This is a genomic window from Microbacterium sp. R86528 (genome assembly GCF_044596335.1).
Classification (GTDB): domain Bacteria; phylum Actinomycetota; class Actinomycetes; order Actinomycetales; family Microbacteriaceae; genus Microbacterium; species Microbacterium marmarense.
In genome coordinates this window covers 697935-722088 of sequence record NZ_CP138996.1, presented here as the reverse complement: position 1 = coordinate 722088, position 24154 = coordinate 697935, and the positions used below count along the sequence as shown (strand labels likewise).

Genomic DNA, 24154 nt, shown 5'->3' with positions numbered 1-24154 from the left:
CTATTGCGCCGCTTCGAAGAGCGACAGAATTTCGAACTGCGGGTCGGTGAGTGTGAGCGTCACGACAGGGCGGCCATGCGCGGCGAGCACGCTCGCATCTCCGGCAGCTTGTGCAGCGATGAGCTGACCGAAAGTGAATGGACGCTCGGGGATCTCGAGATCGAGATCTGTCGCTTCGAGAATCTGAAGAAAGACTCCGGTCGCGGGACCACCCTTATGGAACTGTCCGGTGGAGTGGAGGAAGCGCGGGCCCCAGCCGAATGTGGTTGGCCGGCCGGAGTCGGCGGCTACCAGCTCGCGAAGACCCTGCAACTGGTGCATGGTGAGTCGGTTGACATAGGCCTGCACCGAGACGTATCCATCTGCTGGCAGTTGAGCCCACAGCGCGTCGAGCACGCCAGCGATCGTGCCAGACGATGCCAGCGCAGGGTCTGAGACTCGCACTTCGACACCATCAGCGACGAAGGCGGGTGCGGTAGCTTCCGGGCGCGCGTCGAGCAAACCGCGCGTGGCGACCTTCGCTGACTCGACGTCGGGCTGATCGAACGGATTGATCCCGAGCATCTGACCGGCGATCGCGGTGGCGTACTCCCAGACGATGAATTGCGCGCCCAACGAGCCGCTGATGACGATTTCACCCTCGTGGTGCTCGAAGAAGTGAAACTCGTTCGCCTCATCGACAATTCGAACGATCTGAAGGTCGGCGGGGCGCGACTCGACCTCGGGAGATACCGGCAGGAGCGGCACGGGCAGAATGCCGGTGCCCTTCTTGCCGGTCGACTCAGCGACCAGCTGCTCGATCCAATCCGGCAGACCCATGATATGGGTTCCGTCAGTGATCAGAGCCAGTTTGTCCCGTCGGGGGTTACCTCCGGCGATCGCGGCGGCGAGCACGAGTGCGGGGTTATCGGGGCTGTCGATCGCGACTTCGAGCAGAGACGCTTCCGCTTCGTCGAGTAGTTCGGTGATGTCTACGCCGGCGAGCCCCGTAGGCACCAGCCCGAATGCGGTCAGCGCCGAGTAGCGGCCCCCCACATTGGGGTCAGCGTTGAAGACGGTGTAGCCATCCGCGCGAGCGGCCTGATCCATCGGCGACCCCGGGTCGGTGACCACGATGATTCGCTCCACCGGATCGATACCGAGATCGCGGAAGGCTGACTCGAATACCCGCTTCGCGGAGTCTGTCTCGACAGTAGCGCCAGACTTCGAGGAAACGACCAGGGCGGTCTGCGAAAGATCGCCGCCGGCGCTTCCATCGATGGCGGCGAGCACCTGGCCGGGAGCAGTCGTGTCGACGATCACCAGCGGCACACCCGAGGTCTGAGCGATCACCTCCGGTGCCAGCGACGACCCTCCCATGCCCGCGAGCACGATACGATTCACGCCCTTGGCAACGAGGGTTTCACGAAGAGCGAGAATCTCGTCGACCAGGGGTCGCGAGACACTCACGGCATCCACCCACCCGAGCCGCTTCGTGGCTTCTTCCTCGGCGTCGGCACCCCAAAGGCTCGAATCGCCCGCGGTGATTCCCGAAGCGACGAGAGAGCCCACCAGGGTGGGCAATGTCTGTTCTACAACCGACTTCACGTGGCCGCTCAGGTGGATGGCGAAGGTCATCGGGCTGCCGCATCCTTCAGGGCCGCGTCAACGGTGCCTTGCAGATCGTGCCACGAAGCGATGAACTTCGACACGCCCTCATCTTCAAGCAACTGGGTGACGTCATCGATCACGACGCCCACCGCTGCGAGCCCATCGATAACGCTGTGCGCGTCGGCATAGTTGCCCGTGATGGTGTCTCCGCCGATCACGCCGTGGTCGAACGTTGCCTGCAGGGTCTTCTCGGGCATGGTGTTGACCGTGCCAGCCGCTACCAGCTCCGTCACGTAGAGGGTATCGGGCAGCGCGGGGTCTTTGACTCCGGTCGATGCCCACAGTGGGCGCTGGACGTTGGCGCCGAATCCTACGAGGTCTTGGGCACGTTTCTCGGCGAATTTCTGCTCGAACAGTTCGTAGGCGAGACGTGCGTTGGCGATGCCAGCCTTCGAGAGAAGAGCGGTCGCTTCGTCGGTGCCGATCGACTTGAGCCGGTTGTCGACTTCGGTATCAACGCGTGAGACGAAGAACGATGCGACCGAGTGGATGCCGGTCAGGTCGATGCCAGCGCTGTGGGCACGTTCCAGGCCCTCAAGGTATGCGTCGATGACGTCGGCGTAGCGTTCGAGGCTGAAGATCAGCGTGACGTTGACGCTGATCCCAGCAGCAATCGTTTCTGCGATGGCCGGAATGCCCGCTTTGGTCGCCGGGATTTTGATCAGCACGTTGGGGCGGTCAACTGCCTCGTATAGAGCTTTGGCCTGTGCGATCGTCTCTTCGGTGTCGTGGGCGACGACAGGGGAGACCTCAATGGATACGCGGCCGTCCACGCCGTTGCTCGCATCGTAGATCGGGCGGAAGATGTCGCATGCGTCACGCACATCAGTCGTGGTGAGGGAGAAGATCGTCTCGTCGACCGTTGCGCCCTTGCTGGCCTGAGCTGCGATGGCTTCTTCGTAGCCGATGCCGGCCGAGATTGCACCCTGGAAAATCGTCGGGTTGGTCGTCACACCGACGACGTCTCGGGTCGAGATCAGTTCGCTGAGGTTGCCCGAGGCGATGCGGTCGCGCGAGAGGTCATCGAGCCAGATGCTGACGCCCGCGTGTGAAAGGTCGGCGGTGGGGGTGGTGCTCATGCGTTCTCCTTGAGGGTTTCGCGCGCCGCTTCAACAACGGCTTCGGCGGTGATGCCGAACTTCTGGAACAGGGTCTTGTAGTCAGCCGAAGCGCCGAAGTGCTCGATTGATACCGAACGGCCGGTGTCTCCGACGATGTGGCGCCAGGTGAGGCCGATGCCAGCCTCGACCGAAACGCGCGCCTTGACAGCTGCGGGAAGCACAGACTCCCGGTAGTCCGCGTCTTGCTCGTCGAACCACTCCAGCGACGGCACTGACACGACGCGCGCACCAATGCCTTCGGCCGCTAGCGTTTCGCGTGCTTGGACTGCGAGCTGCACCTCGGAGCCGCTCGCGATGAGCAGCACGTCTGGTGCGCCGTTGGCAGCATCCACCAATACATAGGCGCCCTTGGCCACACCCGCCGTCGAAGCGAATTCGTCGCCCGAGGCGTCGCCTTCGCGCCGCGGGAACACCGGAATGTTCTGGCGGGTCAAAGCGATACCCGAGGGGCCCTCGTTGCGGCGCAAGATCTCGAGCCAGGCAGCCGCGGTTTCGTTTGCATCGGCGGGACGAACGACAGCGAAGTTGGGAATCGCGCGAAGCGTGGCGAGCTGCTCGATCGGCTGGTGCGTGGGACCGTCCTCGCCCAGCGCCACCGAGTCATGCGTCCAGACGAACACCGACGGGATGTTCATCAGCGCAGCCAGACGGACCGCGGGGCGCATGTAGTCGCTGAAGATCAAGAACGTGCCGCCGAACGCACGTGTAGGACCGTGAAGGATGATTCCGTTGACGATCGCGCCCATCGCGTGCTCGCGGATGCCGAAGTGCAGCACGCGGCCGTAGGGGTCACCAGACCATTCGCTCGTCGACCACTCGGCTGGGATGAACGACTTCGCACTCTTGATGGTGGTCAGGTTTGACTCTGCCAAGTCAGCCGAGCCGCCCCAGAGCTCAGGGAGTTCGGCAGCGAGAGCATTGATGACCGTACCTGACGCGGCACGGGTCGATACCTCCTTGCCGGCTTCGAATGCGGGCAGTGCGTCATCGATGTTCGAGGGAAGGGTCTTGGCCTCGAGCCGGTCAAGCAGCGCCTTGCGCTCGGGGTTCGACTTCGCCCACGCATCGAAAGAGTTCTGCCATTCGGCACGCGATTCAGCGGCACGGTCCTTGAGCGCGCGAGTGTGAGCAATCACATCGTCGGCGACGACAAACGACTGCTCAGGGTCGAAGCCGAGCACCTTCTTGGTTGCAGCGAGTTCATCGGCGCCGAGCGCGGAGCCGTGAATCTTGCCGGTGTTCTGCTTTCCTGGGGCAGGCCACCCGATGATCGTCTTCAGGATGATGAGCGACGGCTTGGCCGACTCGCTCTTTGCGGCCTCGATTGCCGCGTGCAGCTCGGCGACGTCTTCGACGTAGTCGCCGGTCTTCTTCCAATCAACCGTCTGCACGTGCCAGCCATAGGATTCGTAGCGAGCAGCGACGTCTTCGGTGAACGCGACGTTGGTGTCATCTTCGATCGAGATCTGGTTGGAATCGTAGATGGCGATCAAATTGCCCAGGGCCTGGTGCCCAGCGAGCGACGATGCTTCGCTGGTTACGCCCTCTTGCAGGTCGCCATCACCCGCGATGACATAGATGTTGTGGTCGAAGGGCGAGGTGCCCGCCGCAGCTTCGGGGTCGAACAATCCGCGCTCATAGCGCGCGGCGTAGGCAAAACCGACCGCCGACGCCAGGCCCTGACCCAGCGGGCCGGTGGTGATCTCGACACCGTCGGTGTGGCCGTACTCAGGGTGTCCGGGAGTCAGCGACCCCCACGTGCGCAGTGCCTTCAAATCTTCGAGTTCGAGACCGAACCCGCCCAAGTAGAGCTGCACGTACTGGGTAAGAGATGAATGGCCGACCGAAAGAATGAACCGGTCGCGTCCCAGCCAGCCGGTGTCGGTTGGGTCATGGCGCAGCACGTGCTGGTACAGCAGATATGCAGCGGGAGCGAGGCTCATCGCGGTGCCAGGGTGGCCGTTGCCCACCTTCTCGACGGCATCAGCCGCAAGAACGCGGGCGGTATCCACCGCACGCCGATCGATTTCATCCCAACGCAGTTCCGACACAAAAGGCCTTTCTCGAGGAGCGCCCGCTTTCCGCCAGATCCCAGCCCGCGTTCCGGGCAGCAAGAGGGGATGAGGCACGAGACGCGCGTGCAGTCTCAGCATAGCGAAGGGGCATGCCGAGGGCCTCATGTGACCGGTTGTGTGTCAAAGTCTTTCGCCAGGGTGCGATATCGCCCCTGGGCACCGGCGGCATTTTCACCAGATTCACACCGTCGCGGCAGTCTCGCTCGAGCAGAAGTGCACCTCGCCCAATGCCATAGACTTGACCCGGCTCACAAGATTTCGATAGCGGGGGCGATGGACATTTCGACGACGGCTTCTCAGGCGTCCGTTTCTGCACCCCAGGGGGCGAGCCAGAGCTTCGGCACGACGGTTCGCGCTTACATCGCGTTGACGAAACCTCGCGTTCTCGAACTCCTGTTGGTGACAACCGTTCCGGTGATGATCCTCGCCGCTGGCGGTCTTCCCGACTTGTGGCTCGTTCTTGCCACCGTGATCGGTGGATCACTGAGCGCCGGTTCTGCCGCAGCGTTCAATATGTACCTCGACCGCGACATTGACGCGCACATGAAGCGTACGGTGAACCGACCGCTCGTGACCGGCGAGGTATCGCCGCGTGCTGCGCTGATCTTCTCGTGGGTGCTCGCCATCGGCTCGACGGTCTGGCTGTGGGTTACGACGAACTGGTTGGCAGCCACGCTGTCGGCAGTGGCAATCTTCTTTTACGTCGTCATCTACACGATGATTCTCAAGCGCCGCACCGAGCAGAACATCGTTTGGGGCGGAATCGCCGGCTGCTTCCCCGTGCTCATCGGCTGGACAGCCGTCACAGGTTCTCTCGCATGGGCGCCGTTCATTCTCTTTGTGGTGGTGTTCCTTTGGACGCCGCCGCACTATTGGCCGCTGTCGATGAAGTACAAGGATCAGTACGACGACGTGCACGTTCCGATGCTCGGAGCCACCCGCAGCAGCTCGCAGGTGGGCTTGCAGGTCATTCTTTATGCCTGGGCCACGCTGGTGTGCTCGTTGCTGTTGATCCCGGTTGCAGGTATGGGCCTGGTCTACAGCGTGTCTGCGCTGGTGTTCGGCGGCTGGTTCATCTATGAATCGCACCGACTCTACAATCGGTCAGTTCGCGGTGAAGAGCCCAAGCCGATGAGGGTTTTCCATGCCTCGATCAGCTACTTGACGCTGCTGTTCATCGCTATCGCCGTCGACCCGTTGTTGCCCTTCTGAGCTCAGCGCCGCTGGCAAACAAGCAACGCCCTCCCGCATGGCGGAAGGGCGTTGCTTGTTTACACCGTGGTTCAGCTGCTCGAATCAGGTGTTCGAGGCCATGCGTTTCGACGGAAAGGCTCTTCGAGCGTTCAGCTCTTTGAGGACTCCGCGCCATTGGCCTGCTCAGCAGCTGGCTCAGCCGGCTCTGCCACGATTACCTCATCGGCGGTCTCCGCAACGACGACAGGCTCTGCCTCAGTGACAGGCTCGACAACCTCGTCAACCGATGCAGGCTCGTAGGCTGCGGGTGCGGGGGCGTCGACCGCAACTTCGTCCTGGTTGTCCCAGTCGATCGGCTCGACAACCTCGACGGGCGGGTGTGCGCGAAGGGTGGATGCTGCGGCGATCGCGAGCGCGATGAGCAGACCGAGTACGCCGACTCCGATGAGGATCGAACCGAGAAGCGCGATGGACTGGCCGACGTAGACCTCGACACCGGTCGCGGTTCCCTCGGTCAGCGTCACGGTCATGACGGCGATCTTGTCGGTCACGAGCGAGACGCCGTAAGCGAGTGAGGCAAGGGAGGCAACGATAAGTGCCCAGAACGGGATGCTGCGGACCAAAGCGGGGCGAGTGTTCATGGTGATGGGAGGACTCCTTCTAGATGGCGCGGTCGAAACCGCAGTACGGATAGCCTGACGTGGCTCACCGACGGGATGGTATGTGAATTCGATGAGTTAGCTATGAAGTGGAGCCCTCAATTTCATCACGACGACCGTCATCGCCGCGACCAGGGCGACAGCCAACGTCATGTGGATGTTGACGAGAATGATCGGCAAACCTGTGCGTGCCTGCCACAGGCCGATGGCAATCTGCAGCAGTTCCGTCGCGAGCAGCAACCCGGTCCATACCGGCATGCGCTGCGCAGATGGCATCTGCCACGCTGCGGCGAACAGCACGAGTGACAGGCCGAATGTGACGTACGCCGGCCATGAATGCACATGCTGCAACAGTTCGGCATCCAAGCCATTCCGCGCGGCTCCGCCATCTCCAGCGTGAGGTCCGGAGCCGGTCACAAGAATGCCGACCACAACCGTCACCGCGACGCCGACAGCAGTGAGATAGGCGACGATCGCGTACCAGAGCGGCACGACGCGTGTGCGTGCTCCGGGCTGCGCGTAGACGCGCACGAGCAGGACCGCTGCCAGCGAAACGAGCACCGCAGACGCGAAGTAGTGAAGACCAACGACGTAGGGATTCAGGTTCGTGAGAACCGTGATGCCGCCGATGATCGCCTGCAACGGCACATACAGCCCGATCACTAGCGACAGCCAAAACAGATCGCGGCGCTCTCGCCGCATGCGCACCACGAACAAGAACATCAGAATCGCCACGATCACGAGCACGAAGGTCAACATGCGGTTGCCGAACTCGATCACACCGTGAATGCCCATCGCCTCGGTGGCGACAAACGAATCCTCGGTGCATCGAGGCCAGGTGGGGCAGCCGAGCCCTGATCCGGTCAGGCGGACGAGCCCTCCGGTCGCGACAATGCCAATCTGCACAACGAGGGTCGTCCACGCCATCGCGACCACACGCCGATCGACGGTGTGGGGGAGCCGGGACCATAGCCGGCGAATGAGTCCCGGCTGAGGGGTTGTGGTCGTGTCGATCGACATCGAGGTGAGCCTCCTGGGCTGTTTCTTTGTGGGGCGCGCTTAGTTTTAAACGTCACACCGTGACCTGTTACACAGGTGAACCCTGTAGAATCGAGCAAGTCGGGCGGCCGCGTTCTGCGCGAAATCACCACCGACAGTCTAGGCGCGATGGCCAGCGCCGCTTGAGCAGGGCCCACCAGCGGCATCCCCCTTCGGTAACTCCATCGAAGGAGCAGGAGTGCCGGGGCGGATCACACCGCCGGGGCTCGGAGGAGAACGTGAATGTCTGATGTGCTGATCGATCGACCCGAACTCGATGGCCTGGGCCAGTACGAGTTCGGCTGGCACGATGCCGACGCCGCGGGAGCGAGCGCGACACGTGGAATCAACGACAAGGTCGTGCGAGACATTTCGGCGCTTAAGAGCGAGCCGGAATGGATGTTGAAGGCTCGGCTGAAGGGTCTTGACCTGTTTGGTCGCAAGCCGATGCCGACATGGGGAGCAGACCTCAGCGGGATCGACTTCGACAACATCAAATACTTCGTGCGCTCTACTGAGAAGCAGGCGCAAACCTGGGAAGATCTTCCCGAAGAGATTCGTGCCACATACGAAAAGCTGGGCATCCCCGAGGCAGAGCGCCAGCGCCTGGTCTCTGGTGTGGCAGCGCAGTACGAGTCTGAAGTCGTGTACCACCAGATCCGGGAGGACCTTGAAGAGCAGGGTGTCATCTTCATGGACACCGACACGGCGTTGCGCGAGCACCCCGAGTTCTTCACGGAGTACTTCGGAACGGTGATCCCCTCGGGCGACAACAAGTTCGCTGCGCTCAACACCGCTGTGTGGTCGGGCGGTTCGTTCGTCTACGTGCCTCCGGGTGTGCACGTCGACATTCCACTGCAGGCCTACTTTCGCATCAACACCGAGAACATGGGCCAGTTTGAGCGCACGCTCATCATCGCCGACGAAGGCTCGTACGTTCACTACATCGAAGGCTGCACGGCCCCGATTTACAAGAGTGACTCGCTTCACTCGGCTGTGGTTGAGATCATCGTGAAGAAGAACGCCCGCGTTCGCTACACGACGATTCAGAACTGGTCGAACAACGTCTACAACCTCGTCACCAAGCGTGCGGTCGCGCACGAAGGCGCGACGATGGAATGGGTCGACGGCAACATCGGCTCGAAGGTGACTATGAAGTACCCGTCGATCTTCCTTGTCGGCGAACATGCCAAGGGTGAGACCTTGTCGGTAGCGTTCGCCGGTCCGGGCCAGCACCAAGATGCTGGCGCCAAGATGGTGCACATGGCCCCGTACACGCAGTCGTCGATCGTCTCGAAGTCGATCGCGCGCGGCGGCGGTCGTGCCGGCTATCGCGGTGAGATCAGGGTAGATGCCAACGCCCATCACTCCGCCAACACCGTGAGATGCGACGCGTTGCTGGTTGATTCGATTTCACGCTCAGACACCTACCCGGCCATCGACATCCGTGTGGATGACGTTCAGCTCGGGCACGAGGCGACGGTTTCAAAGGTCAGCGAAGAGCAGCTTTTCTACCTGCAGTCCAGAGGCATGCCAGAAGACGAAGCGATGGCGATGATCGTCCGCGGCTTCATCGAGCCGATCGCGCGAGAATTGCCGATGGAATATGCACTTGAACTCAACAAGCTCATTGAAATGGGCATGGAAGGCAGTGTCGGCTAGATGACGGCAACAACTCAGGCGCCCGCTGTGGTGCCAGGTTCTCGCGCGCACACCGACGGGGCTGGGGCAGTCGTTCCTGTTCAGACCCGTTCCGCGCGCCCCACCTCGTACTCACCCGAAGACTTCGGCGCGCCTTCGGGGCGCGAAGTCAACTGGAAGCACACGCCGGTAGATCGAATCACAGGCGTTCTCGACTTGGCTGCTGCCTCGACCGACGCATCGGTGACGATCACAGCGCCAGACGGCGTAGAGATCACCACGAAGGCGATCGGTGAAGCCCCGCGCGGCGAGGCTTTCGTTCCCGAGGACCTGTCGGGCGCGCTTGCGTGGCAGCGTTCGAGCGAGGCATCACACGTTCGCATCCCCGCTTCGCTTGAGCTTTCGGAGCCAGTGCTGATCGACGTGACCGGTGTGACGGAACTCACCCACCAGCACCTCGTCATCGAAGCTGCCGAAAACTCGCACGCGACAGTGCTTCTGCGTCACTCCGGGCCCGCTCTGTTTGCACAGAACGTTGAGATCATCGTGCGTGACGGGGCAAACCTCAAAGTCGTCTCGGTGCAGCAATGGGATGACGAGGCTGTTCACGTCGCCGCCCATCAGGCACGTGTCGACCGCGATGCCTCATTGCGCCATGTTGTCGTCAGCTTTGGGGGCGGCGTTGTGCGAGTCAACCCGAGCTTGGAGCTTTCGGGTGCGGGATCGCACGGTGAGATGTTCGGCCTCAGCTACGCCGACGCCGGGCAGCACCTCGAGAGCCAGGTGTTCTTGCACCACAAGGGTGCCGAGACATCCGGTGACGTTCTCTACAAGGGCGCGTTGCAGGGCGAAGGCGCGCGTAGCGTCTGGATCGGTGACGTGCTCATCGGACCGGATGCGACGGGCACCGACTCCTACGAAGCGAACCGCAACCTGGTGCTCACCGATGGTGCGCGCGCGGACTCGATCCCCAACCTCGAGATCCAGACCGGCGACATCCGCGGCGCAGGGCACGCGAGCGCCACTGGCCGATTCGATGACGAGCAGCTCTTCTATCTGCAGGCACGTGGAATCAGCGAAGACGAGGCTCGTCGTCTTGTCGTGCTCGGCTTCCTGACCGAGATCGTTCAGAAGATCGGCATCGACTCGCTTGAGGCGGAATTGATTGCCGCTGTAGAGGAAGAGCTCGCCCAGGAGGGAACCCGATGACCGCGCAACGCGCCTGCGCACTCAGCGAGCTCGAACAGGATGCTGCGAAGCGCGTTGAAGTCGACGGCGTCGCCATTTCGGTGGTTCTCGATTCCAACGGCGATGTCCACGCTATTGGCGATACCTGCACCCACGGCGATGTGTCGCTGTCCGAAGGCTTTGTCGACGGCGACACGCTGGAATGCTGGGCCCACGGCTCGGCGTTCTCGCTGATCACCGGCAAGCCGCTCAATCTCCCTGCATTCGAGCCCGTACCGGTATTCGTCGTCACTATTGACGGCGACGACGTGCTCATTGACCCGAACGTGAAGAAGGAAATCTGATGTCTGTTCTTGAGATCCGCGACCTGCATGTCACGGTCGAAACGGAAGAGGGAACCACCCCCATCCTCAACGGCCTGTCGCTCACCCTGCGCAAAGGCGAAACCCACGCGATCATGGGCCCCAACGGCTCGGGCAAGTCGACACTTGCCTATACGATTGCCGGTCACCCCAAGTACACCGTCACCGGCGGTTCCATCACGCTTGACGGCGAAGATGTACTTGAGATGACGGTTGACGAGCGCGCACGCGCAGGGCTGTTCCTCGCGATGCAGTACCCCGTGGAGATTCCGGGCGTCACTGTGACGAACTTCTTGCGCACCGCAAAGACCGCTATCGACGGCGAGGCGCCAGCTATTCGCACGTGGACCAAAGAGGTCAAGCAGTCGATGAAGGATCTGCGCATGGACCCTAAGTTCGCAGCGCGCAATGTGAACGAAGGCTTCTCTGGCGGCGAAAAGAAGCGCCACGAGATTCTCCAGCTTGAGCTGCTCAAGCCCCAGTTCGCCGTCCTCGACGAGACTGATTCGGGTCTTGACGTCGACGCGCTCAAGGTCGTGTCTGAGGGCGTTAATCGTGCGAAGGAGACCACCGGCCTCGGTGTGCTGCTCATCACGCACTACACACGCATCCTTCGTTACATCCACCCAGACTTCGTGCACGTGATGGTCGCCGGTCGAATCGTCGAGGAGGGTGGGCCCGAACTGGCTGATCGCCTCGAAGATGAAGGATATGACCGCTATCTCGAGCCCGCAGTCGACACTGAGGCGTAGAGTCAACCTATGACAGCAACGCTCAGTCCCGAGAAGTTCGATGAAGTCACCGAGGCACTTAAAGACGTGATGGACCCCGAACTGGGGATCAACGTCGTCGACCTCGGTCTCATCTACGACCTCAGCTGGGACGACGAAAACGATGCTCTCGTCATTCACATGACTCTGACATCAGCTGGCTGCCCGTTGACAGACGTTCTTGAGGAGCAAACGGCTCAGTCGCTGGACGACGTCGTAGACCAATTTCGGATCAATTGGGTGTGGATGCCGCCGTGGGGACCGGAGCGCATCACCGACGACGGACGCGACATGATGCGGGCGCTCGGCTTCGCTATTTGACTTCGTATTTCGTCGTCGGTCCCCTTGGCGGGGGCCGGTCGGTAGGGTCGAGGGGTGAGCGCCATTCCCCTTGAAGCATTGCCGATCGATGAGTTGCGTCAGCGCTCCAGCACGAAATGGCGGCGATATCCGGCAGACGTGCTGCCTCTTTTCGTGGCCGAGACAGACTTCGCTCTGGCGCCTGCGATCTCGCGCGCACTCGTGCGTGCGGTCGAACGTGGCGACACCGGATACACACCACCTGAACCGGGCATTCGTGATGCCTTCGTCGGCTTTGCGCAGCGCAGATACGGGTGGAGCGTCGAGCCCGCGGGAGTGCGCTGGACGTGCGACGTCATCATGGGGGTGGTCGAACTGCTCCGCGTGGTCACGAAGCCCGGCGATCGCGTGATTGTCACCCCACCGGTGTATCCGCCGTTCTACGACACTGTCGTCGAGGCCGGCGCCGTGGTTGAAAAGGTGCCGCTGCTCCACGGCGATGCAGGCTGGCCGCTTGACCTTCCTGGTATCGAGGCCGCATTGGCTGCCGGTGCTCGTTGCGTGTTGCTGTGCAACCCGCACAACCCCACTGGCACGGTGCACTCCCAGGCGAGCCTCGCGGCGCTCGCTGATCTGGCTGAAGCCTTCGGGGCAGCCGTGATCAGCGACGAGATTCATGCTCCACTCGTGCAGTCCACGGTGACGTTCACTCCCTTCCTCAAGGCTTCGGCGGCGGCCGCACGGGTCGGGTACATCGTCACGAGCGCCAGCAAGGCCTTCAACACAGCCGGTCTCAAGTGCGCGCTGATGGTCGCCAGCGACCCGGCGACGATTGGTGTGGTGCAGGCGCTGCCCGCTGAAGTGGAGTGGCGCACCGGCTTGTTCGGGGCGATGGCAGCGGTCGCGTCGTTTTCACCCGAAAGCGACGAGTGGCTTGACTCGCTTCTCGCCCGGCTTGACGAGAATGCCCGACTGCTTGCGGACCTGCTCGCCGAGCACGTGCCCGAAGCAAAGTACGAGATTCCGGATGCTGGCTTCTTGGCGTGGGTCGATCTGTCGGCGCTCGGCTGGGGGGTGAACCCCGCCGAGAGGATCTTGCACGAGGCGAGAGTGGCATTGAATGCTGGCCCGGACTTCGGTGAGCAAGGGTCAGGGCACGTGCGCATCAACTTCGGCTGTTCACCCGACGTGCTTCGCGATGCAATCGAGCGAATCGGTGTGATGACCCGATCGTGAGCGGGGTTGTATCTGCTCGAAGCGATTCTGGTCGCTCAGCCGGTTGTCAGACCTCAGCCCGGCCGAGTCGCCAATAACCCATGAACGCGACCGCGCGACGGTCGACGCCGCAGTCTGACACGAGGTGGCGGCGCAAGGTCTTGATCGCACTGGCTTCACCGGCAAGCCAAGAATAGAGCGGTGCGCTCTTGAGCGCCGCGCCGCCTTTCGCTGTGCGCGGCACCTCCCACAGAATCTCGGTGTCAACGTCGATCTCTTCGACGTGGCCGCCTCGACCCTCAGGGGCGAGACGCGCGACGGCAGCCTCAACAGATTCGACGAGGTACTCGTGCCGACTGGATTCGGCTGTGCGCGCCTGCACACGAATGTCGAAGCCCGGATGCGAAGGCAGATAGGCGGTGTCGCCGAGCTCGGGAACCTCGAGCACCACCATGCCGCGTGCCTGGGTCGGGAGCTGCTCGAGAATCACAGCAATGGCGGGCGCGGCCGTCTCGTCGCCGGCAAGCAGAATGTGATCAGTCGTCGCGGGCGGCACGAAGTCGACACCGAAGCTGACATCGGCGTGCGCGGTGGTCGGGGCAAAGATCAGCACCTCATCACCCACCGAAGCTCGAGCGATCCAGGCGGATGCGGGCCCAAGAACGTCGTGCGCGACCATGTCGATGTCGACTTCGCGCTGAGGGTTGCGCACGGCACGCGTTGTGTAGGTGCGAAATGGCGGACGGTGATCTTCGGGCAGCGCGCGCCATGCGGAGTACCAATCGTCGCCCATCGGCATCGCATCGATGCTCGTGGTTGGGGTCGGGAACACAATCTTCACGCGCTGGTCGAAGCCCGGATCTCCGTATTGCTCCAGGTCGTCGCCGGTGAAGGTGAAGCGTCGAAAACTGGGTGTGAGTTGTGTGATTGCGCTCACGCGGGCGCGGAAGAAACGACTCGTCTCAGCTGACATTCGGGGTTCCTTTGCTATCGGTCGAGTCGGGGCGAGCGAGAATATGGTGACGTCCGCGTGGGAGCACGATAGGTGTTCCTGAGACCGGGTCGGTGATGATCTCTGACTCGATGTTGAAGACGTCACGAATCAGGCCGCTGGTCATCACCTCGCTCGGCGCGCCGTGTGCGATGACGCGACCGCCGCTGAGAGCAAACACGTAGTCGGCGTAGCGCGCAGCCATGTTCATGTCGTGCAACACCATCACGATGGTTGATCCGAGGTTGCGGTTGAGATCGGTGAGCAGATCGAGCACTTCGATCTGGTGTGCCACGTCAAGGAACGTGGTCGGCTCGTCGAGCAGCAGAATGTCGGTCTCTTGCGCGAGTGCCATGGCGATCCACACGCGCTGACGCTGCCCACCAGAGAGCTCATCGACAGGCCGGTCTGCCAGGTCTTCGACCCCCGTTGCGGCCAACGACTGCGCCACGACCTCATAGTCGTGTTCGCTCCACCGGGCGAGCAGTTTCTGATGTGGATGCCGACCTCGGCCGACGAGGTCGGTCACGACGATGCCTTCTGGAGCGACAGGGCTCTGGGGCAGGAGTCCTAGCGTGCGGGCCACCTCTTTGGAAGGGCGGGTGTGCAGATCCTTGCCGTCTAAGATCACGTGTCCGGTTTTGGGGGCGATCAGGCGTGCGAGCGCGCGCAGCAACGTCGACTTGCCGCATCCATTCGCGCCGATGATCGCTGTGATCGCACCAGCCGGAATCTCGAGATCGAGACCCTCGATGATAGTTCGATCGCCGTAGGCGAGCGTGATGCCGTCAGCACGCAGTCGATGAGATTCGGTCACAGCGAGGCTCCTGAACGGTTGGTTCTGATGAGAAGGAAGATGAGATACGGCGCGCCGAGCACGCCGGTGATCACACCCACCGGGTAGCGGTTGTCGAAGGCGAACTGGCCGACGAGGTCGGACGTGCTCACGAGAAGGGCGCCGATGAGCCCTGCGGGAACCAATAGCGATGCGCCACCACCCATCACACGGGCCGCGATCGGGCCGGCCATGAATGCGACGAAGGCAATCGGCCCCGTGGCCGCTGTAGCGAAGGCGAGCAGTGCTACCGCGGTGAGAATCAGAATGATTCGCGTGCTGCTCACCCGTACGCCCAGCCCCGCGGCAGAATCATCGCCTAACCGCAGCATGCCGAGGTTTCGCGACTGCGAAAGCAACGCCGGCACGAGGACGGCACTGGCGAGAGCAAAAGGCAACACAACCTGCCAGCTTGCACCGTTGAGGCTGCCCGTAAGCCACCGCATCGCCGCCTGAAGATCCCACGCTGGTGCCTTGGACAGAATGTAGGTGATGACACTGTCGAGCATGGCTGCGACGCCGATGCCAATGAGAATCAGGCGCGTGCCTGAGAGTCCGCCCTTGTTCGAGAGCAGATAGATCGCGATTGCGGTGGCGAGTGCGCCGCCGAGAGCAAAGACCGAAACGAGCGTCTCGCTGAGCGAAAGCACCACAATCGCGAAAACGGCTGCCACGCTCGCACCCGAACTGATGCCGATGATGTCGGGCGAAGCCAGGGGATTGCGCAACATGGTTTGAAAAGTCACCCCGGCCATGCCGAAGGCAAACCCCGCCAGAACAGCAAGAACGGACCGGGGGAGTCGCAACTCGCCGACGGTGAAGGACGCTCCCGGCACAGACTCGCCGAGGACCACACGAATCACTTCACCAGGACCATAGAACGTGTTGCCGATCATCAGGCTGATCGCAAACACTGCCGACAGCGCGGCGGTCAGGGTGATGATCACGGCGATGTTGCGGCGCGCACGGGAACGCCTTCCGGCGCGCACGACAGTGGCGTTCACAGCTCGCGCACCTTTTGGTGACGAACGATCCAGATGAAGAACGGTGCGCCGATGAGTGCGGTGATGATGCCCACCTCGATCTCGTCGGGGCGCGCGATGACACGGCCGATGACGTCAGCGGCCACCAGAAGACTTGCGCCCGCGATTGCAGAGAAGGGCAGCAACCAGCGGTGATCGGTGCCAATCAGAAGACGGCACAGGTGTGGGATGACCAGACCCACGAAAGCAATCGGGCCAGCAACCGCCGTCGCCGCACCGCACAGAATGACCGCGCCCGCCGAAGCGATGATGCGCGTTCGGGCGACGTTCTCGCCGAGGCCGCTAGCGAGGTCATCGCCGAGCGCGAGCGAGTTCATACCCCTTGCGCAGGCAAAGCAGATCAACGCGCCCGCGGCGAGCACCGGCGCTACGAGCATGATGCGATCCCAGGTTGCGCCGCCGACGCCACCGATCTGCCAGAAGCGAAATGTCTCCATGATGTCGACGCGGGGGAGGAGGATCGCGCTTGTCAGTGAGGCGAACGCAGCAGCCGTAGCAGCACCGGCAAGAGCGAGTTTGAGCGGAGTCGCACCACCGCGGCCCAGTGACCCCACCGAATAGACGAATACGGCTGCTACCGCTGACCCGGTGATCGCGAGGGCCATCGTGGGGTAGGGGCTGCTGATGCCGAAGAAGGCCAGTCCGATCACCACTGCGAGCGCCGCACCGCCCGACACTCCAAGGATGCCGGGGTCAGCCAGAGGATTGCGGGTTACCGCCTGCATCGTTGCTCCAGACACAGCGAGGGCAGCGCCGACGAGTATCGCGAGTACAGTGCGTGGGACGCGAGCGACGACTGCGGCCTCGGGCACACCGGAGGTGTCGCCACTGAGGCCACGGACTATTTCGTCGACCGTCACCCAGCGCACTCCGAAAGCCACGGAGGCCGCGCACAGCAGTGTGAGCAACACGACGCCGCCTGCAAGCCATGCCCAGCGAACCGCTGTCGAGCGCCGCGCATGGGCGGCACCCGACAGCGGTTCGGGAGCTAGCGGTGCGCTCAACCTTCCGGCGTGAGAGCCCCAGCAAGCAGAGCGAAGTAGTCGTCGATACCCCAGCTGATGGAGAGCGGGGATGGGTTGGCGGATGCAGCGAGCGGGGTTCCGTTTTCGAGCACAGCGATCTGACCGGCCGCCACCGAGGGAATCTGCGAGAGCAGCGGGTCGGCCTGAATCGCGTCGACGATCGCACCGTCCGCTTCGCCATACGTGACGAAGACGTCGACGTCATCAAAGCGTTCGGCTTGCTCAGCACTGACCGTCATGAAGAACTGGTCTGAGAGGGCTGACTCTTGATCGACGGCTGTGGGCGAGGGCAATCCCAAGTCGGTGAGAAAGCTGGCGCGGGTGTCGTGGCTGCTGTAAAAACCAATCTCGCTGAGGTCGGCTGGATTGATGTACGAGAACATCACTGTCGACTCTGCGAGTTCGGGGTAGCCAGCGAGCGCGGTCTCCACTTCGATTTGCAACTCATCGATGAGGGCATCGCCCTGTTCAGAGAGCCCGAGCGCCGCAGAGTTCATCCTGATCATGTCTTGATAGGTGGTGCCCCAGGCGAAGTCGGGGTAGGCAACGACGGGGGCGATCTTCGATAGCGTGTCGTACTCTTCCTGTGTCAGTCCGGAGTATGCCGCGAGGATGACGTCGGGGGCGGTGTCGGCGACGGCTTCGAAATCGATCCCGTCGGTCTCATCGAAGAGCACCGGCGTCTCTGCATCAAGGTCAGCAAGGGCATCTTCGACCCAAGGCAGGATGCCGTTGTCGTCGTCATCTCCCCATGTGACCTTCGCCATGCCCACGGGAACGACTCCGAGGGCAAGAGGCACTTCTTGGTTTGCCCACGCGACAGTGGCGACCCGCTCTGGTTGAGAGGGAATGACAGTCTCGCCATACACGTGCTCGACGGTCACCGGGAAATGCTCGTCAGAAGAGACGCTCGCGGCGCTCGCGGAGTCAGCAGTTGTGCTGGGGCTGGGGCTGGCGCAGGCGGTGAGCAGAAGGGTGGCAGCGGCGGTAACAGCGATTGCGGTTACGGCTGAGCGGTTGCGGGGCACGTTTCCTCCGATTAGTTAGGCAAGCCTTACATTACTTGCTGCAGCGGTCATGCGCGAACTCACTGTCGTCACTGCGAGGTGAGGCGGTGGGCTGCAGGCCGTCCGACAGATCCTCAGGCGGCGCACTCTATACTTGGGGGTCGGCTCGATCGCTCGATCACTCTGGCCATCACTCACCCCAAAGGAACGGACGTTTCGCTGTGCTCTCCGTGCACGACCTCGAAATCCGCGTAGGCGCGCGCATACTGATGTCGGACGTCTCGTTCCGCGTCTCGAACGGCGACAAGGTAGGGCTCGTCGGACGAAACGGTGCGGGCAAGACCACGCTGACGAAAGTGCTGGCCGGAGACCTGATCCCGGCAGATGGACGCGTCGACACCTCCGGAGAGCTCGGCTACCTGCCCCAAGACCCTCGCACCGGCGACCCTGAAATGCTGGCGCGTACGAGAATCCTCGATGCTCGCGGCCTTGGCACGCTTTCTCTGGGTATGCACGAAGCTTCGTTGGCGATGGGGGATGCTGACCCCGAGGTGGCCGCGCGCGCGATGCGCAAGTACAGCAACCTCACCGAGCGCTTCGAAGCACAGGGCGGTTACGCCGCCGAAGCCGAAGCCGCATCGATCGCGCACAACCTCTCGCTCCCCGATCGCATTCTCGACCAACAGCTGAAAACCCTTTCGGGCGGTCAGCGTCGCCGTATCGAGCTCGCGCGAATCCTTTTCTCGGACGCGGACTCGATGATCCTGGATGAGCCCACCAACCACCTCGACGCCGACAGCGTCGTGTGGCTGCGCGAGTTCTTGAAGGGCTACAAGGGCGGACTGATCGTGATCAGCCACGATGTCGAGCTTGTCGGCGAGACAGTCAACCGTGTCTTCTACCTTGACGCCAATCGCCAGGTCATCGATGTCTACAACATGAACTGGAAGAACTATCTGCGCCAACGTGTGGCCGACGAAGAGCGCCGCAAGAAAGAGCGAGTCAACGTAGAGAAGAAGGCCACCCAACTGCAGATGCAGGCGGCACGCTTCGGCGCAAAAGCATCTAAAGCCGCCTCCGCGCACCAGATGGTCGCGCGTGCGGAGAAGATGCTGTCGGGCCTTGACGATGTTCGCCAAGAAGAGCGCGTCGCCAAGCTCCGCTTTCCGAAGCCCGCTGCATGCGGAAAGACGCCGCTCATGGCGACGGGGCTGTCAAAATCCTACGGCTCGCTCGAAATCTTCACCGATGTCGATCTCGCGATCGACCGTGGCTCCAAAGTTGTCATTCTAGGGCTGAACGGTGCGGGAAAGACCACCCTGTTGCGAATTCTCGCTGGCGTCGATCAGCCCGATACCGGTCAGCTCGAGCCCGGTCACGGACTCAAGATCGGCTACTACGCACAGGAGCACGAGAACCTCGACGTCAATCGCTCAGTGCTTGAGAACATGATGTCTGCCGCTCCTGACATCAATGCCACCGAAGCGCGCAAGGTGCTCGGCTCATTCCTGTTCACGGGCGATGATGTGCTCAAGCCCGCGGGCGTGCTTTCTGGTGGCGAGAAGACACGACTGTCGTTGGCGACGCTGGTCGTTTCAAGCGCGAACATGCTGCTGCTTGACGAGCCGACGAACAACCTCGATCCGGCGTCGCGCGAAGAGATTCTCGGAGCACTCGCGCACTATGAGGGTGCGGTAGTGCTCGTGTCGCACGATGAGGGTGCCGTTTCGGCCCTCAACCCCGAGCGGGTGCTGATCCTGCCCGACGGCGTCGAAGATCTGTGGGGTCGCGACTACATCGACCTGATCACGCTCGCGTAGTCAGGGCCGGTAGCCGATCGCATCGATCAGGGCATCTTCGTCGTCTGAGTCGCGATCGCGCCTGCGGGAAGGTCGGGGAGTGGCAGATTTCGACGTATCGCCCGAACTATCTGCTTCGTCCTCCTCATCCTCGCGCCGGTACTGACGCTCGGTGCGAATAACGTAGCCAATGAAGACGAAGCCCATGACCGCGAACAAGATCCACTGAATCGCGTACGACAGGTGCGGTCCCGGATCTTCTGAGGGTTTGTCCAGCGCTGCGGGCGTTGTTGCCATGGCCGGATCCTCAGACGACATCAGGCCGTACACGCTGCGGTCCATCATGGCTCCCGCGTCGGCCGCAATGGTGGCAGCGACCAGGGGCACGTTGATGGTGGGCACCTGCCCCTCAGGTGCGGAGCGCCCAGATGAGGGGAGCGCTTCGCTGGGGCGCAAGCGCGCAACGACAGTCACCTCGCCGGTGGGTGTAGCGGGCACGACGTCTGGATCTGGTTGGTCTTCGCCCGGCGCAACCCAGCCGCGGTCGATGAGAATCACTCTGCCATCGTTCGTTTCGAACGGAACGAGAACTTCGAAGGCTGCGGTTCCACCGTGCGGGCGATTGCGCACGAGCAGTTCGTCGTCAGAAAGATACTGCCCCACCAGCTCGACAGGCCGCCATTCGTCTTCGGCGAGCAAATCGCTGCCCGCTGGAATCAACTCGGCCAGTGCGACCGGCGCAGCATCGTAGTTCTGCTCGACGAGCGCAAGCTGTTCCGCACGACTCTCGTTTCGCGTGAACTGCCAGTACGACAAGAATCCGCACGCGATCGCGAACACGATTGCGATAGCGATGTAGATCGTCCACCGGCCCGCACGCGGCAGGTTCTGCATGCTCACCCCGTTGCGCGACCGACTCACTTGGTCGTCTCCGTGGCTGCAGCATCCAGCGGATGGACCGACACAGGAAAGTCTCGGGCTGCGAGGTAGTCGCGCAGAAAACCCCGGTGCTCATCGCAGGCGACCCAGGTCTTCACGCGATCAGCGGCGTGAATTCGAGGATTTCGCCAATCCACGCGCCACTTCGCCGCGGCGCGGCAGCCAGCCCGCGAGCACACCGCTCGCTCAGCATCCATCTCCATCACTATCCATCGCCCCCGGGCTCAGAGCGACCAGGAGACTTGTTCTCTTCAATTCGAATCACGGTCGAATCGGCTGGTGCCGGCTTCGGGGCGGTAGCAGCCGACGGAAGTGCACGCTCGGGATTCTGCGCACTGCTGCCCAGATCTTCAGAGTTGTTCGCATTGACCACTGCAATGTATGGCAGCAAAATCGCCGCTATGCCGAACAGCCAGGTCTGCCAGCCGTAGGGAGTGATGAGAACCATCAACAGGAAACACACCATGCGGATGGCCATCATGATCAGATAGCGCCGCGAACGCGCGCTTGCATCGTCGCGCGGAGCGCGCGGCAGCGAGGTCGCAGATTGTGGCTGATGTGGTCTCTTCACGGTGCCTCCAGCCTACGCCGCGAATGGGCAGACTGGCGGTCGCAGGTAGGCTGGGGCAGTTCCGTTCGCAACCCTGGGAGTGCCACCATGTCCGCTGATCGCGTCGTCGTTGTTACCGGTGGAAACCGCGGAATCGGCAGAGCCATCGCCGAGAGGTTCGTCGCAGCGGGCTACAGGGTGGCCGTCACTGCTCGATCGGGTGAGGGCCCCGAGGGAACGCTCACTGTGCGCGCGGATGTGACGGATGCTGCCGCGGTCGACGCGGCGTTCACTGAAGTGGAATCCAAGCTCGGTCCCGTCGAGATCGTCGTTGCCAACGCGGGTGTCACCAAAGACATGCTCCTTCTTCGCATGAACGAAGACGACTTCGACAGCGTCGTCGCCACGAACCTCGGTGGCACATTTCGGGTTGTGAAGCGCGCATCGAAGGGCATGCTGCGTGCCCGCTGGGGCCGAGTGATCCTCATATCGAGTGTCGTCGGTCTATACGGCTCAGCCGGTCAGATCAACTATTCCGCTTCGAAGAGTGCCCTCGTCGGCTTCGCACGCTCACTCACTCGCGAACTCGGCGGCAGGGGGATTACCGCAAACGTCATCGCCCCGGGATTCATCGAAACGGATATGACGGCCGCTCTGCCGGAAGAGACCCAAGCCCAGTACAAGAAGACGATTCCGGCGGGTCGTTTCGCGACGCCCGATGAGGTTGCTGGTGCAGTGGTGTGGATGGCCTCAGATGATGCCGCCTACATCTCAGGTGCGGTTATTCCCGTCGATGGGGGACTGGGCATGGGCCACTAGGGCAGCAGCGCGATAACCTCGCTCAAATCTACCGCCCCGACCACCAGGTCGGCTTTTGCCCGCACGGCTGGCTTGGCGTTGAACGCGATGCCCAGTGCAGCGGCCTGCATCATGACCAGGTCGTTGGCACCATCGCCGATGGCAAAGGTGAGTTGACGTGGCACCCCCGCATGCGCGGCCCATTCGATCAGGGTGTCGGCTTTCGCCTGCGCATCGACGATCGCGCCGTCGACGGCACCTGTCAACACGCCATCGCTGACAGCGAGGCGATTCGCTCGCCAGATGTCGACGCCGAGAGCCGGCGCAATGGTGTCGAGAATCTCGTGGAAACCGCCCGAAACCACGCCCACGACGCCGCCGCGTGCGTGCACGGCGCTGATGAGCTCTTCGACGCCGGGCGTCGGCTCGATGCGCGAAAGTACGCGTTCGAACGATGACACCTGAACCCCAGCCAGCGCAGCCACGCGCGATCGAAGGCTCGCGGCGAAGTCGACCTCGCCGCGCATCGCGGCCTCGGTGGCTGCTGCGACCTCTGGTCCTCGTCCTGCTTCGTCAGCGATCAGCTCGATGACTTCGTTGCGAATGAGGGTTGAATCTGCGTCGAGCACGACGAGGAAGCGTGAAGCAAGGGCGGGCATCCTTCCACGCTAGTGCGAGCCGCGCGGCTGTGCGCACACGTCAGCGCTCGACGTGGATGCCCTTACCCACCACGGTGATCCCTGACTCGGTGATCGTAAAGCCCCGCTCAAGGTCGCGTGTGCGGTCGACGCCCACCGTAGCGCCGTCGGCGAGCACTACATTCTTGTCGAGAATGGCGCGATGTATTCGTGCGCCGGCGCCGACGCGTACCGAATCGAAGAGCACGGATTGGGTGATTGTCGACCCGCCTGCCGCGAGCGTCCAAGGACCCACGACGCTGAGTTCCAGGTGAGCACCCGAGAGCACCGACCCCAGTGACACGATCGAATCAATCGCGTTGCCAATGCGATGAACATCGTCGCGCACGAACTTCGCGGGAGGGGAGTTCACCGCTTGGGAGTGGATGGGCCACAGCATGTTGTAGAGATTGAATATCGGCAAGGTCGAGATGAGATCGCGATGTGCGTCGTAGAAAGAGTCGATCGTTCCGACGTCACGCCAGTAGTAGCGGTCGCGGTCGGTCGACCCCGGAACGTCGTTGCGCTTCATGTCATAAACGCCCGCCTCGCCTCGCTCGACGAAGTAGGGCATGATGTCACCGCCCATGTCGTGGTTAGACGTGGGAAGCTCACCATCTGCCTCAACCGCTTCGATGAGGGCGTCGGTGTCGAAGATGTAGTTGCCCATCGACGCGAGCACTTCGTGCGGCGAATCGACCAGCCCCTCAGGGTTTTCTGGCTTCTCGAGGAACTGCTTGATACGAGTGGGATCCGTCTTGTCGACGTCGATGACGCCGAACTGGTTCGCCAGTCCGATCGGTTGACGAATTCCGGCCACGGTCGCGCGCGCGCCCGACTCGATGTGCGCGGCGAGCATCTGCTGAAAGTCCATGCGGTACACGTGGTCTGCGCCGACCACGATCACGATGTCGGGCTTCTCGTCGTTGATGAGATTCAAGCTCTGCAGGATCGCATCGGCTGAGCCGGTGAACCAGCGCTTGCCGAGGCGCTGCTGCGCGGGAACAGAGGCCACGTACGAATCGAGCAAGGCCGACATTCGCCAGGTTTGAGAGATATGCCGGTCGAGACTGTGCGACTTGTACTGCGTCAAAACGACGATCTGCTGCAAGCCGGAGTTGATCAGATTCGAAATAGCGAAGTCGATCAACCGGTACTGCCCGCCAAACGGAACAGCAGGCTTTGCACGGTCTGCCGTCAGTGGCATGAGGCGCTTGCCCTCGCCGCCAGCGAGGATGATTCCGAAGACCTTCGGTGCAGGTTGCATGCCACAACCA

General features: G+C 62.4%; 24 protein-coding genes. 9 read left to right on the top strand and 15 right to left on the bottom strand.

Annotated features, from left to right (window positions below; genetic code table 11):
• Genes SJY18_RS03550 through tkt form a run of 3 tightly spaced genes read right to left on the bottom strand, consistent with a single transcriptional unit; the run spans position 1 to position 4822 of the window.
• Positions 1 to 1617: a glucose-6-phosphate isomerase gene (locus tag SJY18_RS03550; protein ID WP_396668409.1), complete on the bottom strand. Its 1617-nt coding sequence runs from the start codon at positions 1615 to 1617 to the stop codon at positions 1 to 3.
• On the bottom strand, positions 1614 to 2729 hold the full coding sequence (gene tal, locus SJY18_RS03545) for a transaldolase (RefSeq protein ID WP_396668408.1): 1116 nt from the start codon (positions 2727 to 2729) through the stop codon (positions 1614 to 1616). Before tal ends, SJY18_RS03550 begins: the two co-directional genes overlap by 4 nt.
• Entirely contained in the window at positions 2726 to 4822 is a 2097-nt protein-coding gene (gene tkt / locus SJY18_RS03540; RefSeq protein ID WP_396668407.1) for a transketolase, read from the bottom strand. The genes tal and tkt overlap by 4 nt, the downstream gene beginning before the upstream one ends.
• Positions 4823 to 5119: 297 nt before the next feature.
• Between tkt and SJY18_RS03535 the strand changes: the two genes are divergently transcribed.
• On the top strand, positions 5120 to 6058 hold the full coding sequence (locus SJY18_RS03535; protein ID WP_396668406.1) for a heme o synthase: 939 nt from the start codon (positions 5120 to 5122) through the stop codon (positions 6056 to 6058).
• Positions 6059 to 6189: 131 nt separating this feature from the next.
• Here SJY18_RS03535 and SJY18_RS03530 read toward each other — a convergent pair whose 3' ends face one another.
• Both SJY18_RS03530 and SJY18_RS03525 read right to left on the bottom strand, forming a co-directional pair.
• Positions 6190 to 6681 carry a dinucleotide-utilizing enzyme gene (locus tag SJY18_RS03530; protein WP_396668405.1) on the bottom strand — a complete coding sequence of 164 codons (492 nt, stop codon included), beginning with the start codon at positions 6679 to 6681 and terminating at the stop codon, positions 6190 to 6192.
• Between the two features lie 96 nt (positions 6682 to 6777).
• Entirely contained in the window at positions 6778 to 7719 is a 942-nt protein-coding gene (locus tag SJY18_RS03525) for a COX15/CtaA family protein (protein ID WP_337337796.1), read from the bottom strand.
• 261 nt (positions 7720 to 7980) lie between these two features.
• On the opposite strand from SJY18_RS03525, the gene sufB reads away from it, so the two are divergent.
• From sufB to SJY18_RS03495, 6 genes are read left to right on the top strand one after another with little or no spacing between them, the layout of a single operon-like run.
• Positions 7981 to 9399, top strand: a complete 1419-nt coding sequence (gene sufB / locus SJY18_RS03520; RefSeq protein ID WP_337337797.1) for a Fe-S cluster assembly protein SufB — start codon at positions 7981 to 7983, stop codon at positions 9397 to 9399.
• A complete protein-coding gene (sufD, locus tag SJY18_RS03515; RefSeq protein ID WP_396668404.1) occupies positions 9400 to 10587 on the top strand; it encodes a Fe-S cluster assembly protein SufD in 1188 nt (395 codons plus the stop codon).
• Positions 10584 to 10910, top strand: a complete 327-nt coding sequence (locus SJY18_RS03510; protein WP_337337799.1) for a non-heme iron oxygenase ferredoxin subunit — start codon at positions 10584 to 10586, stop codon at positions 10908 to 10910. The genes sufD and SJY18_RS03510 overlap by 4 nt, the downstream gene beginning before the upstream one ends.
• Positions 10910 to 11680, top strand: a complete 771-nt coding sequence (gene sufC, locus SJY18_RS03505) for a Fe-S cluster assembly ATPase SufC (protein ID WP_396668403.1) — start codon at positions 10910 to 10912, stop codon at positions 11678 to 11680. The genes SJY18_RS03510 and sufC overlap by 1 nt, the downstream gene beginning before the upstream one ends.
• A 9-nt stretch (positions 11681 to 11689) precedes the next feature.
• Positions 11690 to 12019 (top strand): metal-sulfur cluster assembly factor, encoded by a 330-nt coding sequence (locus tag SJY18_RS03500; RefSeq protein ID WP_337337801.1) that lies wholly within the window; start codon positions 11690 to 11692, stop codon positions 12017 to 12019.
• A 54-nt stretch (positions 12020 to 12073) separates the two neighbouring features.
• Entirely contained in the window at positions 12074 to 13234 is a 1161-nt protein-coding gene (locus SJY18_RS03495; protein ID WP_396668402.1) for a MalY/PatB family protein, read from the top strand.
• Between the two features lie 46 nt (positions 13235 to 13280).
• Here the strand turns inward: SJY18_RS03495 and SJY18_RS03490 are convergent, their stop codons facing one another.
• The 5 genes from SJY18_RS03490 to SJY18_RS03470 are packed head-to-tail and all read right to left on the bottom strand — an operon-like array spanning position 13281 to position 18135.
• Positions 13281 to 14186, bottom strand: coding sequence for a siderophore-interacting protein (locus SJY18_RS03490; protein WP_396668401.1), 906 nt, complete (start codon positions 14184 to 14186; stop codon positions 13281 to 13283).
• On the bottom strand, positions 14176 to 15021 hold the full coding sequence (locus SJY18_RS03485; protein WP_396668400.1) for an ABC transporter ATP-binding protein: 846 nt from the start codon (positions 15019 to 15021) through the stop codon (positions 14176 to 14178). The genes SJY18_RS03490 and SJY18_RS03485 overlap by 11 nt, the downstream gene beginning before the upstream one ends.
• Positions 15018 to 16043 (bottom strand): iron chelate uptake ABC transporter family permease subunit, encoded by a 1026-nt coding sequence (locus tag SJY18_RS03480; RefSeq protein WP_337337805.1) that lies wholly within the window; start codon positions 16041 to 16043, stop codon positions 15018 to 15020. Before SJY18_RS03480 ends, SJY18_RS03485 begins: the two co-directional genes overlap by 4 nt.
• Entirely contained in the window at positions 16040 to 17086 is a 1047-nt protein-coding gene (locus SJY18_RS03475) for a FecCD family ABC transporter permease (RefSeq protein ID WP_396668399.1), read from the bottom strand. The genes SJY18_RS03480 and SJY18_RS03475 overlap by 4 nt, the downstream gene beginning before the upstream one ends.
• Positions 17083 to 18135: an iron-siderophore ABC transporter substrate-binding protein gene (locus tag SJY18_RS03470; RefSeq protein ID WP_396668398.1), complete on the bottom strand. Its 1053-nt coding sequence runs from the start codon at positions 18133 to 18135 to the stop codon at positions 17083 to 17085. Before SJY18_RS03470 ends, SJY18_RS03475 begins: the two co-directional genes overlap by 4 nt.
• 200 nt (positions 18136 to 18335) lie before the next feature.
• On the opposite strand from SJY18_RS03470, the gene SJY18_RS03465 reads away from it, so the two are divergent.
• On the top strand, positions 18336 to 19934 hold the full coding sequence (locus tag SJY18_RS03465; RefSeq protein WP_363584193.1) for an ABC-F family ATP-binding cassette domain-containing protein: 1599 nt from the start codon (positions 18336 to 18338) through the stop codon (positions 19932 to 19934).
• On the opposite strand, the gene SJY18_RS03460 is transcribed toward SJY18_RS03465, so the two are convergent.
• Genes SJY18_RS03460 through SJY18_RS03450 form a run of 3 tightly spaced genes read right to left on the bottom strand, consistent with a single transcriptional unit; the run spans position 19935 to position 21423 of the window.
• Positions 19935 to 20807: an SURF1 family protein gene (locus tag SJY18_RS03460; RefSeq protein ID WP_396668876.1), complete on the bottom strand. Its 873-nt coding sequence runs from the start codon at positions 20805 to 20807 to the stop codon at positions 19935 to 19937.
• A gap of 23 nt (positions 20808 to 20830) precedes the next feature.
• On the bottom strand, positions 20831 to 21049 hold the full coding sequence (locus tag SJY18_RS03455; RefSeq protein WP_337338406.1) for a hypothetical protein: 219 nt from the start codon (positions 21047 to 21049) through the stop codon (positions 20831 to 20833).
• An 8-nt stretch (positions 21050 to 21057) separates the two neighbouring features.
• The gene (locus tag SJY18_RS03450) at positions 21058 to 21423 is read right to left on the bottom strand and encodes a DUF3099 domain-containing protein (protein ID WP_396668397.1); all 366 of its coding nucleotides are present in this window, start codon (positions 21421 to 21423) and stop codon (positions 21058 to 21060) included.
• A gap of 87 nt (positions 21424 to 21510) precedes the next feature.
• Between SJY18_RS03450 and fabG the strand changes: the two genes are divergently transcribed.
• Positions 21511 to 22221: a 3-oxoacyl-ACP reductase FabG gene (gene fabG / locus SJY18_RS03445; protein WP_337337809.1), complete on the top strand. Its 711-nt coding sequence runs from the start codon at positions 21511 to 21513 to the stop codon at positions 22219 to 22221.
• Here the strand turns inward: fabG and serB are convergent.
• Both serB and SJY18_RS03435 read right to left on the bottom strand, forming a co-directional pair.
• Positions 22218 to 22859, bottom strand: a complete 642-nt coding sequence (gene serB / locus SJY18_RS03440; RefSeq protein WP_337337810.1) for a phosphoserine phosphatase SerB — start codon at positions 22857 to 22859, stop codon at positions 22218 to 22220. The genes fabG and serB overlap by 4 nt on opposite strands.
• A 40-nt stretch (positions 22860 to 22899) precedes the next feature.
• Positions 22900 to 24144 (bottom strand): glucose-1-phosphate adenylyltransferase, encoded by a 1245-nt coding sequence (locus tag SJY18_RS03435; protein WP_396668396.1) that lies wholly within the window; start codon positions 24142 to 24144, stop codon positions 22900 to 22902.
• Positions 24145 to 24154: the final 10 nt, after the last annotated feature.